Annotated in this window: 8 protein-coding genes; 5 read left to right on the top strand and 3 right to left on the bottom strand. The window is 59.7% G+C overall.

Translation table 11 applies throughout. From position 1 onward, the window contains the following. Window positions 1-89 precede the first annotated feature (89 nt). On the top strand, window positions 90-3,206 hold the full coding sequence (locus tag TQ39_RS12175; protein WP_050005703.1) for an alpha-mannosidase: 3,117 nt from the start codon (window positions 90-92) through the stop codon (window positions 3,204-3,206). Next, entirely contained in the window at window positions 3,203-4,207 is a 1,005-nt protein-coding gene (locus tag TQ39_RS12170; protein ID WP_050005702.1) for a uroporphyrinogen decarboxylase family protein, read from the top strand. The genes TQ39_RS12175 and TQ39_RS12170 overlap by 4 nt, the downstream gene beginning before the upstream one ends. Before the next feature lie 86 nt (window positions 4,208-4,293). Here TQ39_RS12170 and TQ39_RS12165 read toward each other — a convergent pair whose 3' ends face one another. Further along, window positions 4,294-5,058 carry a response regulator transcription factor gene (locus TQ39_RS12165; protein ID WP_050005701.1) on the bottom strand — a complete coding sequence of 255 codons (765 nt, stop codon included), beginning with the start codon at window positions 5,056-5,058 and terminating at the stop codon, window positions 4,294-4,296. Window positions 5,059-5,089: 31 nt separating this feature from the next. Further along, a complete protein-coding gene (locus tag TQ39_RS12160; protein WP_050005700.1) occupies window positions 5,090-6,847 on the bottom strand; it encodes a sensor histidine kinase in 1,758 nt (585 codons plus the stop codon). 739 nt (window positions 6,848-7,586) lie between these two features. Between TQ39_RS12160 and TQ39_RS12150 the strand changes: the two genes are divergently transcribed. From TQ39_RS12150 to TQ39_RS12140, 3 genes are read left to right on the top strand one after another with little or no spacing between them, the layout of a single operon-like run. Next, window positions 7,587-8,663 (top strand): substrate-binding domain-containing protein, encoded by a 1,077-nt coding sequence (locus TQ39_RS12150; RefSeq protein ID WP_050005699.1) that lies wholly within the window; start codon window positions 7,587-7,589, stop codon window positions 8,661-8,663. A 26-nt stretch (window positions 8,664-8,689) separates the two neighbouring features. After that, a complete protein-coding gene (locus tag TQ39_RS12145; protein WP_050005698.1) occupies window positions 8,690-10,198 on the top strand; it encodes a tagaturonate reductase in 1,509 nt (502 codons plus the stop codon). A gap of 15 nt (window positions 10,199-10,213) precedes the next feature. Further along, entirely contained in the window at window positions 10,214-11,698 is a 1,485-nt protein-coding gene (locus tag TQ39_RS12140; RefSeq protein WP_050005697.1) for a UxaA family hydrolase, read from the top strand. Window positions 11,699-12,382: 684 nt separating this feature from the next. Here TQ39_RS12140 and TQ39_RS12135 read toward each other — a convergent pair. Beyond that, entirely contained in the window at window positions 12,383-13,144 is a 762-nt protein-coding gene (locus TQ39_RS12135; protein ID WP_009325289.1) for a class B sortase, read from the bottom strand. Window positions 13,145-13,633: the final 489 nt, after the last annotated feature.

Here is a 13,633-nt window from a genome sequence, read left to right as displayed (position 1 = left end):
TACCCCGGTGGAAAACGTGATTGCCATGTATCGGACCGCCCACAGGCTGGGCCGGTACTGAGTACAGGCGGATAAGGAGGAAACGGCATATGCTGAACCCGCAGCAGAATAAAAAGCTGCTTCAAAAGCTGTCCCATTGCCTGGAGGTATTCGAGCCGTACCTGTTCGAGCCCCAGGGCAAGCTCGACTACCGCATGTTCGAGACCCGGGAGCACCTGCGCGCGGTGCCGCCCGACGAATGCTTCCACGCGCCGGTCCCCCATTGGGGCGGTCCGTGGCAGACCTGCTGGTTCAAAGGCCGGTATCAGCCCTCCGAACAGCTCGCAGGGCGGGCGCTCTATCTGATGCCCCGCGTGGGCGGCTATGAGGCCATGCTCTGGGTAGACGGCATGCCGAAGGGCACCTTTGCCACCAAAATCGTCGTAACGCGCCACGGCAATCACTACTGCGACATGCTGTGCGCCCAGGCGGACCCCGCCCGCAGCATGGATGTCGCGCTGGAATTCTATGCGGGCCACCCCGTGCCCGGCCGCGCGCCCTTTGAGCCGGACGGCCCTCTGGGCGGAGAGGACGCTGAGGCCTTCTCCTTCCAGGCACAGGATATCCTGATCTGCACCAAGAACCAGCTTGTGGCCGATTTCCTGTTTGACCTGCGCGTGCTGCTGCAGCTTGCCGAGATGCTGGACGAAAACTCCTTCCGCCGCGCCGGCGTGCTCAATACCCTGGCGCAGGTGCACCGGACGCTGTACCTCTCCCCACAGGCCGTGGACCGTGAGACCTGGCTGGAGAGCCTGCGCGCGGCGCGCGCCGTCATGGCCCCCGCGCTGGCCTGCCGCAACGGCGACAGCGCACCCCGCGCGGCTCTGCTGGGGCATTCCCACATGGACACCGCCTGGCTTTGGCCAACTGCTGAGACCGTGCGAAAAAATGCGCGCACCATCGCAAACCAGCTCAGTCTGATGGAGCAGTACCCCGAATACCGCTTTCTGCAAAGCGCCTCCTGCCACACCGCCTGGATGCAGCGGGAATATCCCGCCCTGTTTGAGCGCATGCGCGAGGCGGTGGCACAGGGACGGTACGAGATGAACGGCGCGGTGTGGGTGGAATGCGACTGCAATCTGGTGGGCGGCGAGGCGCTGATCCGCCAGTTTCTGTGGGGCCAGCGCTACACACGCGATACGTTCGGCGTACTGTCGGACTGCTTCTGGCTTCCCGACACCTTCGGCTATTCCGCCGCCATCCCGCAGATCATGCGTGGCTTCGGCGTAAAATATTTTCTCACGACCAAGCTGGCCTGGAACGACACGAACACCTTCCCCTATGAGACCTTCACCTGGAGAGGCATCGACGGCACGGACGTTCTGGCCCACTTCTTTGTCATGGACACCTGGCCCGACCCAAAGGGGCTGCTGGAGCGTGTCAACGGCGTCGGCTACCGGGACTGCCTGCACAACAAACAGATCTCCCACCAGAGGCTCATCGCCTTCGGGTACGGAGACGGCGGCGGCGGCCCCCAGTTTGAGATGATCGAAACAGCGCGCCGCCTTGCGGACCTGGAGGGCTGCCCCAGGGTGCGCTACTCCAGCGCGTCGAAGTTTATGCAGAGCCTGGAGGCCGAGGGCCGCGAATTTCCCGAATACCGGGGAGAGCTTTATCTGGAGCTGCACCGCGGAACGCTGACGGGCAAACAGCAGATCAAAAAGAACAACCGCATGGCCGAAACCGCCCTGCACGACCTTGAGCTGGTCACGGTGCTGGCAGCCGTGCACAGCGGCGCGCCCGCGTGCGGCGCCGCCTGCCGGCCGCTGTGGGAGACCCTGCTGGTGAACCAGTTCCATGACATCCTGCCCGGCAGCTGCATTCCGGAGGCGCACGACGAATCCCTGCGCCAGACCACCGCTCTGCTGGAAGAGGCCGGGCGCCGGCTGGATGCAAAGCTTCGGCCGGAGCAGATGGGCGGCGTGCTCAATCCGCTGGGTTTTGCGCGGACGGATACCGTTTATCTGCCCGTAAATACGGCCATGCATGCACCCGGCCTGCGCACGCAGCTCGTGGAGCTGCGCGGCGGCGCGCGTGTTCTGGCCGTAGCCGGCCTGCGCCAGCAGCCGTTCTCGTTCACGCCGCTCTCACTGTGCGCGGGTGCGGATGAAGCATCCTCGCTCTTCCATGCCTGCGGCAACCGGCTGGAAACGCCCTTTGCGCTGGTGCGTTTTTCCCCCGGCGGCGCCATTTCCTCCTTTGTCGACCGGCGCACCGGCCGCGAGCTGTGCGCAGGGCTGCCCCTTAACACGTTCCTTTCCGCCGAGGATGTCCCCGCCGCGTGGGACGGCTGGGACGTCGACGCGGACTGCATGGAAAAGCTGCGGCCCGACGGCGTGCTGCAAAGCCGGATGGTCGCGGCCGACGGGCCGGTGGAATACCGCGTGCGCTGCACCTGGACCGTGTGCGGCGGTTCCGTTGTGCGGCAGGACATCATCTTCCACGCCGACAGTCCCCTTGTGGAATTCGACACCGAGCTGGAATGGCACGGAAAGCACCGCCTTTTGAAAGCCGCGTTCGACACCACCGTACAGGCTCCCGCCGCCCGGCAGGAGATCCAGTTCGGCTGCATCCAGCGCCCCACCACCCGCAACGATTCGCTGGAGCAGGCTAAGTTCGAGGTGTGCTGCCACAAATATGCCGATCTCAGCGAGCCCTCCTACGGCGTCGCACTTTTGAACGACTGCAAGTATGGCGTCAGCGTCGAGGGCGGCCGGATTGCCCTCTCGCTGGCCAAAGGCGGCATGCGGCCGGACCCGCGCGGCGACGAAGGCGTTTATACCTTTCGGTATGCATTTTTGCCGCACACCGGAGGCTTCTGCGCGCAGAGTGTCGTCCGGCCCGCCTATGCTTTCCAGTACGCGGCGCTGCCCGCCTCAGGCGAGGGCCTGTCTTCGGAGCCGCTTGTCCGTGTAGACGCGGCCAATGTGATGCCCGAGACCGTCAAGCCCTGCGAGGACGGCGGACACGCATTCATCCTGCGCCTGTATGAGTGCGAGGGCTCTTACGCGCGCACCCGCCTCTCCCTCGCTCCGGGCTGCTCCGGCGCACAGCTCTGCGACATGTTGGAGCAGCCGTTTGCCCCCTGTCCGGCAGACCTGGAATTCCGCCCCTTTGAGATAAAGACCCTGCGCATCACCTATACAGACAGGGAGGATACCCCATGACCACAAGAGAACGCTTTCGCCGTGTCATGGCCGGCGACGCCGCCGTAGACCGGCTGCCCGCCATAGAATGGGCCTACTGGTGGGATAAGACACTGGAGCTTTGGTACGGCCAGGGACTGCCCCGCGGGCTGGATGAAGCCGCTATGGCAGACTTTGTGGGCATTGACCGCAACACCCAGTTCTGGCTGCCCCACAAAACACCGGACTGCCCTCGGGAAACGTCACACGGCAGGGGCATTGTTGAAAATGAATCGGACTATGAGCGTCTGCGCCCATATCTTTTGCCGGAGAATGCTGTGCAGCAGATGCTGCCTAAGATTCGGCAAACGCTTCCATTCTATGAGAATGGCCGGACCCTTGTCTGGTATACTCTGGACGGCTTTTTCTGGTGGCCGCGCACACTGCTGGGCATTGAAAACCACCTTTATTCTTTTTATGACCAGCCGGAGCTGTATCACCGCATCTGCGAAGATCTGCTGGAATGGCAGATCGCGCAGGTGGACGCGCTGGCCCGTTATATGAAGCCGGATTTTATGACCATTGCCGAGGATATGAGCTATAACCACGGGCCCATGCTTTCCGAAGAACTTTTCAATGAGTTCATCAAGCCATATTACCAGCGCCTGATTCCGGAGATCAAAAAACACGGCACCCGTGTGTTCGTGGATTCTGATGGTGACATCACACGGGCGGTGCCGTGGTTCCGCGGAGCCGGCGTTGAGGGCATCCTGCCCCTGGAGCGCCAGTCCGGCGTGGACGTGGCCGCCATACGCCGGGAATATCCGGATTTCCTGATGATCGGCGGGTTTGACAAGATGTTCATGTTCGAAGGGCCGGACGCCGTGCGCCGGGAATTCGAGCGTCTTCTGCCCGTCATCCGCAGCGGGCGGTATCTGCCTGCGATGGACCATCAAACACCCCCCGGCACCACGCTGGAAACTTATCGTGCCTATGCCCGGATGCTGCGGGAATACGGCACACAGGCCTGCAAAGACTGCTGATATACTCTGCTTTGCTTCAACAAACAGCTCCCCCCGCACCGGGCGTTCGCCTTCGTGCGGGGGGAGCTGTTTGTGTTGTTTTTTCTTTATGGCTCAATGCGCAGCGCCTGCGCATATTCCCGCGGCGTCATCCCCGTCGCCTTGGAGAACAGGTGGACAAAATACTGAGGATTCGCGCTGTAACCCACCCGCTCGGGAACCTGCTGCGGCGGCACGCCGTTCACCAGAAGCCACTGCGCTTTGCGGATGCGCAGCGCCAGCAGATAATCCACAAAACGGTAGCCCGTCTGCTGCAGGAACTGGCGGCTCACGTAATCCGGGTTCATAAACAGGTAATTGGCCGCCAGGCCTTTGAGTGACAGCGCGGCGTCGCTGTAGTGCTTTTCCAGATAGTCCACGACCTTTTGCACCGTCTCGCTGTATTCAGGGCGCGCCACACCCGCACAGGTCGGCTCCATTTGCTGCAGCTGGCGGCGCGTGTAGATGGACTGTGCCGCCTGCTGTACCGCTTCAATGATCTGCTGTTCGTTGCAAGGCTTAAGCAGATAGTGGTGCACCCGGTGGGAGAGCGCGCGGTGCGCGTACTCAAAATCCGCATAACACGTCAGCAGGATGAACTCCAGCACCCGGCCCGGCTCCGAGAGCTTTTCCACAAGGTCCAGCCCGGAAAGGCCGGGCATTTTGATATCGGTCAGAATGATATCCGGCTTTGTCCTGCAGGCTTCTTCATAAGCCTCCCGGCCGTTTTTACAGCTTGCCGCCAGCTCGATGCCGATGCTTTTCCAATCGATGAGATAGCATACCGCCTCCCGTAAGATCCGTTCGTCGTCTGCAACCAGCAGTTTCAGCATTTGCTCTCCCCTCCGTCACAATACCGCTTTTTCAGCTCACACGGCAAGGTATCGTAATGCGCGCCGTGGCCATTCCGTCTTCGTTGTAAAGCTCTAGTCCCGCTTCTTTTCCAAAGGCGAATTCCAGCCTTTTTTCAATATTCAAAAGCCCGATCCCATAGCCGTGGGGCGTCACGGTTTTCTGGCGCAGCTTTTCCAGCAAATCGTCCTCATACAGAGAACCGTCGTTCTGCACCAGCAGCACAAGCTGCGCGCCCTGCCGCCGGACGCTCAGCTGCACGCGGCAAATCTGAGTGGATTGTTCCAGACCGTAGCGGATGGCGTTTTCAATGAGCGGCTGAAGCGTCAGCTTTGGAATCAAAACGTCTTTCAGCTCGTCCGCCTCCACCGCCAGCCTGTAATCCAGCGTCTCGTCAAAACGGATGCGCTGTATCACGATATAAGACTGCACCAGAGAGAGCTCCTTCTCCAATGGGATCAACCCGCTGTCGTCGTTCAGCGTAACGCGCAAAAGATTGCTCAGGGCCTCCACCATATCCGATATCTCCTGTGCGCCGCGCATCTTGGCCCGCCAGTTGATCGCGCTGAGCGTATTGTACAGAAAATGCGGATTGATCTGCGCTTCCAGCGCCTTCAGCTGGGCCTCCCGCAGCAGGATGCGGTTGGTGTAGTCCGTCTGGATCAGACCGTCTATTTCCCGCGCCATATGGCTGAAATGACGGCTGAGCATGCCGACCTCGTCGCCCGCCTCCCGCTCTTCCCCGGAGAACTCGTCCACCGGCAGCACCATATCGGGCGTATACTTGGCAAACTGGTCCATTTGGCTGATAAGCTTTGCAAAGCGGCGCGTAATACGGTCCACAAGAAAGTGGCAAACCAGAAAGGTGAGCGCGATGCCCGCGAGGAAAAACAGGATGCAGAAAAGCAGCGCGTCGCGGATGGACGCATATATTTCGTTGTAGGGCACCAGACAGAGATAATCCCACGGATAATCCGCGCTGCCGTCCGCCGTGACAAAATATTTCACGCTGTCCAGCTTGCAGATATCCCATCGGCTTTCGGTGTCCAGCGTGGGCAGCGTTTGAGGCCCGGCTTCGCCCGCGGAAGAATACATCACCGCGCCATCCTGGGGCCGCGTTAAAACAAAGATAACGTTGTCGTACTGGTTGAGCGACACACTGGACTTCACCAGTTTTTCCAGATCCACCTGCACGACCTCGATGCCCAGCGTATCCAAGCGAAGGTTTTCGATGCGGCGGATCGCTTTGACAAAAAACAGGCCGTAGTCCCGGGAATAATCCGTGACGCACACCGTTGCGCCATTCGCCCCCAGCGCCGCCTCATATAAATCCTTGTAAACTTCATCCGGCACATACACGTTGGCGGACGTGTTGGAGCGGAGCGTAAAATTCCCCGTATACAGCGTGATGTTGGAAACACAATTGACACGGTTTTTCTTATAGTAATCCTGCACCAGATAATACAGTGCGTTGTATTCGCTGGAAAACGCGCGGGATGCGTCTTTGTTGTGGGACAGGTATGTCTGTATCTGGCTGTCCTGGCCGAGGTCCGTTGTCATCTGCTGAACGTTATCGAGCTTATAGCCGATCTCGGTGACGGAAAGCGACAAAAAATTGGAAAGAGCGCCGTAAAGCTCCCTGTCATACGCACGGGAGATATGGAACATATTGTATACCGACAACAGCATACTGACGACAAGGCACAGCGCAAGGATAAAAAACAGCTTGGTGCGCAGCCTCCAATCCGAAAAGGATTTCCACTTTTTCATTGGTCATCCGCTCCATTTCCCGGTGCCCAGCCGTCCCTTGTTATTAATTACACCATGCCGCCGCGCAGCGGCCTCAACAAAACCGCACCTCCTGCGGTTTTGCAGGGTTCAATGTTCTCAAAGCCCTGTGCGCCAGCGCAGGGGCGTGTGCCTTGCACACGCGCAGCCGCGCAAGCGGCGGCTTTGAGGTTATAGCATATTTCTAAGCTCCCACTTCGCGTACCGCTCGTGTTCACTAAGAAACAGGGTATCTATGCCGCTAAACTCATGCTTCGCCTGCGGCTCGCATTCGCTAACCGAACATATTATACCATGACGCCGCGCAGCGGCCCCAACAAAACCGCACGTGCTGCGGTTTTGCATGGTTCAATGTTCTCAAAGCCCTGTGCGTTAGCACAGGGACGTGTGCCTTGCACACGCGCAGCCGCGCAAGCGGCAACTTTGAGGTTATTATACCATAACGCGGTATCCGCAGCCATAATAAAATTACAGATTTGCGTAGTAAACACCCACAGCATTTCGCAAACCGGCACATGGGCGCGGCCGCAAAACGGGAATCTTTTCTGCAAAACGGTCGTTTTCCGAAGCTCTCCTTTGCTTTGGCATTCAGCCTATGTGTGAGAAATTTACATTGTTCCTCTTGCATATCGCCGCTTTGCCTGTTATGATAAAAGCAGGATTTTTACTAAAACGTTTTACCTGCGCATTGTAGGAACCGTGCCGCAAAAGGAGCAGGATCATGGAGCACCGTGTGACCATCAAAGAAATCGCCGCCGAGGCGGGCGTTTCTACCGGCACCGTCCACCGGGCGCTGTACGGCAAAAAAGGCCTTTCCGAGCAAACGCGCCAACAGATATTGGATTTGTGCGCACGGCGCGGCTACCGCGCCAATTCCGCCGCGTCCGCGCTCAAGCGCAGCGCGCTGCGCATCGCGGCCGCGTTTCCCGGCCCACAGGAAGAAAACTCCTATTTTTACGGCAGCGTGTGGCACGGGTTTCGCCGCTGCATGGCCGAGCTGGACGACTACAATCTGGAAGTTTTGGAGCTGCCCTATTATCCCGGCACAGAGCGCGGCCAAGCCGAAACGCTGAACGCCTGCTTTGAGCAGTACGGGGGAAAAATAGACGCATTGCTCACCATCGGTCCCACGGAGGACACTGCCCGGCGGGCGGTACAGCGGTACAGCAGCGCAGGGACGCCTGTGTTCTTCACCTGTGACGACGCGGAAGGCTGCGGCCGCATCGCCTGCGTGCAGGCGGACCACGACATGGCCGGCCGTATCGCCGCCGAGCTTCTGAGCGCGCAGCTTTCACCCGGCGATGCGGTATTGCTGTGCGCGGGGGACGTGCACACGCCCTCCCACTACCGGATGGCGGCCGGATTTGAAGCATACCTGCGGGAGAACAGCGTTCCGCTTACTCTGGTCAGGGCCGACGGCTATCATGACAAGCAGGAGCTGGCGCTGCGCCTGAGACGGACACTTGCGGAAGACGCACGTATTTCCGGCGCATTCAGCGTCAGCGCGCGGTTGAGCGTGCTGCTGGCGGATGCTGTCGCCCAAATGGGCCGGGCCGGACAGGTACGCGTCGTTGCCAGCGACCTGTTCGGCGAGACTGTCCGCAACATGGAGGAGGGCCTTGTGCAGAACATTCTTTATAAGGACCCGGCGCAGCAGGGATATCTGGCTGCCCGGCTCATGGGTGATTTCGTGCTGCGCGGGATACAGCCCCCGGCCGGCGTCCACTACGTGGAAAGCCGTGTGATCTTCAAAAGCAGCCTTGCCTATTACCGTGCATCCGGGGCGGTCTGCCCCTGAATTCATCAAAAAGGAGCGAAGCAAAAATGGAACAACTGTGCTATGAGACACTTGAAAAGGCCGGATATACCGGCTATCTGCTGAAAAACGCGCCCGAGCGCGTGCTGCAGTTCGGCGAGGGAAATTTTCTGCGCGCCTTTACGGACTACTGGTTCGACATGGCCAACGAAAAGGCGGGCTGGAACGGGAAATGCGTTCTGGTGCAGCCCATCGCCCAGGGGCTGACGCAGCTCATCAACCGGCAGGAGGGCCTGTACACGCTGTACCTGCGCGGACGGCAGAACGGCGAAAAGGTGGATGCAAAGCGCGTCATCTCCTCGGTGAGCCGCTGCCTGAACCCCTATGAAAAACAGGATTACGACGCCATGATGGATGTAGCCGCCGGCGAAGCGCTTGAATACATCGTCTCCAACACCACCGAGGCGGGCATCGTGTACGACCCCTCGTGCCGCCTTGAGGACTGTCCGCCCGCTTCCTTTCCCGCAAAGCTGACACAGGTTCTGCTGCACCGCTGGAGAGCGGGCAGGCCCGGCGTGGTGGTGCTCTCCTGCGAGCTCATCGACAACAACGGCAAGGAGCTGCTGCGCTGTGTGAACCAATACATAAAGCAGTGGGGGCTGAAGGAAGGCTTTGCCCGCTGGGTGAACGGGGACTGCACCTTCTGCTCCACGCTGGTGGACCGCATCGTACCCGGCCGCATTCGCGACGCCGCCGAGGCCGCTCGGCTGGAGGAGGAGAACGGCTACCGGGACGCGCTCATCGACGTGGGCGAGGTGTTCGGCGTGTGGAATATCGAAGGGCCCGAATGGCTGGCGGAAAAACTGCCATTCCGGGCCGCGGGGCTGAACTGCCCCGTGGTGCCCGATGTGACGCCCTACAAAAAACGCAAGGTGCGCATCCTCAACGGCGCGCACACAGGCTTTGTGCCAGGGGCGTATCTGGCCGGGTACGACATTGTACGCGACTGCATGCAGGACGATGTGATCCTGGGCTTCATGAACCGCATGCTTCACGAGGAAGTCATCCCCACGCTGCCGCTGGACAGGCAGGATCTGGAAGCCTTCGCGGCCGCCGTGCAGGACCGCTTCAACAACCCGTTCATCAACCACGAGCTGATGAGCATCACGCTGAACTCCACCTCCAAGTGGCGCGCGCGCAATATGCCCAGCCTGCTGGAATATGCACAAACGGCCGGAAAGCTGCCCCCGTGCCTTGCGATGAGCTTCGCCGCATACATCGCTTTCTATTCCAGCGATATCCAGGCCCTGACGGAACAGGGGCTTGTATGCCGCCGGCCGAAGGGCAACGAATACACCGTCAGCGATGACCGCTGGGTGCTGGAATTCTATTACAGCCGCCGCGGCGTTTCGGACGAAACGCTGGTGCATGACGTGATGACGAATGAAAAAATGTGGGGACAGGACCTGACGCTGGTGCCCGGCTTTGAGCAGGCCGCTGCGGAAAACCTGCGCCGCATCCGTACTGAAGGCGCCCGCGCGGCTTTCGCCGCGTGCCTGGCCCGTCCCGCAGTGTAAAGGAGGAGGCCCGATATGCCGCAATGCATCCGCATCCACCCGGCCGACAACGTAGCCGTCGCGCTGTGCCCCATCCCCGCCGGGACGTGGCTCTCCCTTGAGGGCCGCGCCGTCCAAATGCGGGAGGACATCCCGCAGGGACACAAGCTGGCGCTCGCCCAGATTGCCGCGGGCGAAAACATCATCAAATACGGATATCCCATCGGGCACGCCGCTTCGGATATCCCGCCCGGCGCATGGGTGCACACCCACAATGTGCGCACGAACTTGTCCGGCGAGGTGGAGTACACCTATGCGCCGGACGTGCGTCCCCTGTCCCCCGTGCCGCCCGAAACATTCCAGGGTTACCGCCGGGCGGACGGGCGCGTAGGCGTCCGCAACGAACTTTGGATCATTCCCACCGTCGGCTGCGTAAACGACTGCGCCAAGGCCTTGGCCGCGGAGAACCAGAGCCTTGTCTCCGGTTCCATCGACGGGCTGTATGCATTTCCCCATCCCTTCGGTTGTTCCCAGACCGGAGCCGACCATGCCCAAACGCGCCGCCTTCTGGCCGCGCTGGCGCGCCATCCCAATGCAGGCGGCGTGCTGGTACTGTCACTGGGGTGCGAAAATCTGACCCATGAACAATTTGCAGAAGAACTCGGCCCCTATGACCCCGCGCGGGTGAAATTTCTCACCTGTCAGGATGTGGAAGACGAGATGGAGGCGGGCGGCGCGCTGCTGGCGGAACTGGCGGCCCACGCCGGACAGGCCCGGCGCGAGGCCGTGCCTGTTTGTGAGCTTGTGGTAGGCATGAAATGCGGCGGCAGCGACGGCCTTTCCGGCATCACCGCAAACCCGGCGGTGGGCCGGTTCAGCGATATGCTGTGCGCCCGGGGCGGCAGCACCATCCTCACCGAGGTGCCGGAAATGTTCGGCGCGGAGGGCATGCTGCTGGGCCGCTGCCAAAGCCGGGCCGTCTTCGATAAAGCCGCGTCCATGCTGAATGGATTTAAGGAATATTTTCTGGCCCACGGAGAAACCGTGTACGAAAACCCAAGCCCGGGCAACAAGCAGGGCGGCATCACCACGCTGGAGGACAAATCCTGCGGGTGTGTGCAAAAAGGCGGCAGCGCGCCCATTGTTGACGTGGTCGGTTATGGCGAACAGGTACACGCCCGGGGACTGAACCTGCTGAACGGTCCGGGCAACGACCTTGTCTCGGCTACGGCGCTCACGGCGGCGGGCGCACAGCTGGTGCTGTTCACCACAGGCCGCGGCACGCCCTTCGGCGCGCCCGCCCCCACGCTGAAAATCGCCACCAACACGCCGCTTGCGGAAAAGAAAAAAGGCTGGATCGACTTCAACGCGGGCACGATAGCAGACGGTTCGCAGAGCATCGGGGAAGCGGGCGCGGCGCTGTACGCGCTGGTGCTGGACGTCGCCTCCGGGAAACAGACCCGCACCGAGCAGAAAGGATACCGAGAGATCTCTATTTTTAAGGACGGCGTGGTGCTGTAAACGGCGTTCATGCGTTTTGCGGAATGGACAGCACACAGAGTGCTGCAACAGGCTTCCCGTATAAAACCCGCAAAAAAGCTCCGTACAGCAATATTGGTGTAGGCAACGACTTCACCCGCTTCAAAGTGAATTCAAAATTTATTTTTACCCGATAAAGCACGGCAGCCCTTTGGAACATTGCTCCGAGGGGCTGCCGTGCTTTATCTTTATCCTTCTGTGTCCGGTTTTCTGCAGATGCAGAGCAGCTTGTCGAAAAAGCTGCCTGCGGACAGGGCCTTTGGCTCCATTCGCCGCGCACGGCGGCCTTCGGCGGCCGCTTCGCTCTGCACATGCCTCGGCACTGGCCCTGCGGGGGCGTCTGCGCGCTAAGAGCCGCGCTTTCAGCGCGATTGTCCGCAAGGGGGGCACCGCTCCCACACGCGCCTGCGGGTGCGGTCCCCCACCCCTTTTTGGCGGCATTCGCCGCGTGGCCTGCACTTTACTGCGCAAAGATGCAAGGCTTTGCCACCGCCATCTTTTCCCCGGACGCTTCTTTTACTTCTTTACCTTTTTCAACAGTCTGTTCCGCAGATGCGGATTTCAATTGGCTTTCTCTCTCCATCTAAAATTTCTGAACACAACAAGATTCGATTTTTCAATTGGCAGTCTGCCGCCTTTTACTTCATCGTTCTACAGCAATTCACATCACTTTGTCTCACGGGCGACCACCAGAATACGGCCATTGTCCCTCTGGTTGTCGCAGGTGCTTAACGTCAAAAGCTGTTCGCCCCACTGCGCACCGGCGCCGCCGCAATAAAGCGATTCCTGTTCCAGCATTTCAACAAAAGCTTCGAATGCCTCCTGTGTCTGCGGTTGTTTGTAATATTGCTCTACATTCTCCGGCGTCAGTTCTATATGAAGCACCGCCATCAATGCATATCGCCGCACACCGTCCGCAAAGGACAGTTCAAAGGATGAGTGCTCCAGGCCATACTCTTTTTCCAGATAAAAACGCAGCGGTGCGAACATACTCCCGTCTTTCATATTATGTCCGTGGATGATAAGGTTCCTGCTGTCCGCCGGGCTGCTGCGCACATCCAAAAACGGCGTGCCCGCCAAAGAGTACTGTTCTTCAAAATCTCTGCGCAGATAATATTCCGGCTGCTGCGGCGTATACATCACGGGATAATCCAGCCCCGTATCCGCACTGTACAGCCAGGCCAGGCAGTCTCTGTTTTGGGCCTGCAGCGTCTCTACGCCTTTCTGCCACACCTCGCCCCGTTCTTCCTCCGGCTGCGGCGCGGCGGCACGAACGGCCTGCGCCAGCTTTTCAAACGTCTGCTGCGCGGCCCGCATCTGTCCCCAATACGACGTAAGCCACGCGGTACTGCACACCGCCAGGCCCAGCAGCGCCCCAACCAGCAGAATCTCATACCATCTCCAGCGGGCATGCTTTTTCTTTTTCATTGTCATATCTCCTCTGCTCTCCGAGGCATCCGGCGGCACTTACTGTACTGAATGCTTCCAAACGGGCCCTCCATGCATTGTGGTCCCCGATACCGCCACTACAATGATATCTGCTTTTTGTTCAAAGTACAACCTTTCCCTTGCGGGAAAACGAGGCTGCAAATCACTGTTTTCAGAATGTGCGGCATTCCCTGCGAAAGCTGGCATAACGTTTTCCCCTGTCTTTACAGCAAACCGTGCCCCCAATACTGCTGCGCACAAAAGCAAAGGAGCACTTCAGATCCTTTTCATTCAAACAAAGCCCGCTCCATCTGACGACTGACTATTCCACTCAAAAGCCTCAGCCATCTCGCCGGGATTTCAATATCTGGGCGTGAGTGAAAACTGAAGCCCTGCAGATTTTTCAAATCCGACCGGGCCACATCCGTCATTCATCAAAAAATATTGACCGGAGTGCAGGTTTTCTGTCATCTGCGTCTCCTCTCCTCC

It is taken from the genome of Ruthenibacterium lactatiformans, assembly GCF_000949455.1.
Taxonomy (GTDB): domain Bacteria; phylum Bacillota; class Clostridia; order Oscillospirales; family Ruminococcaceae; genus Ruthenibacterium; species Ruthenibacterium lactatiformans.
Note: the sequence above shows the minus strand (reverse complement) of the source record. Positions and strands in the feature narration are given on the sequence as shown.

Coding starts and splice junctions, on each gene's coding strand:
- TQ39_RS12175 (WP_050005703.1), top strand. CDS start 90: ATGCTGAACCCGCAGCAGAATAAAAAGCTGCTTCAAAAGCTGTCCCAT.
- TQ39_RS12145 (WP_050005698.1), top strand. CDS start 8,690: ATGGAACAACTGTGCTATGAGACACTTGAAAAGGCCGGATATACCGGC.
- TQ39_RS12135 (WP_009325289.1), bottom strand. CDS start 13,144: ATGAAAAAGAAAAAGCATGCCCGCTGGAGATGGTATGAGATTCTGCTG.
- TQ39_RS12170 (WP_050005702.1), top strand. CDS start 3,203: ATGACCACAAGAGAACGCTTTCGCCGTGTCATGGCCGGCGACGCCGCC.
- TQ39_RS12140 (WP_050005697.1), top strand. CDS start 10,214: ATGCCGCAATGCATCCGCATCCACCCGGCCGACAACGTAGCCGTCGCG.
- TQ39_RS12150 (WP_050005699.1), top strand. CDS start 7,587: ATGGAGCACCGTGTGACCATCAAAGAAATCGCCGCCGAGGCGGGCGTT.
- TQ39_RS12160 (WP_050005700.1), bottom strand. CDS start 6,847: ATGAAAAAGTGGAAATCCTTTTCGGATTGGAGGCTGCGCACCAAGCTG.
- TQ39_RS12165 (WP_050005701.1), bottom strand. CDS start 5,058: ATGCTGAAACTGCTGGTTGCAGACGACGAACGGATCTTACGGGAGGCG.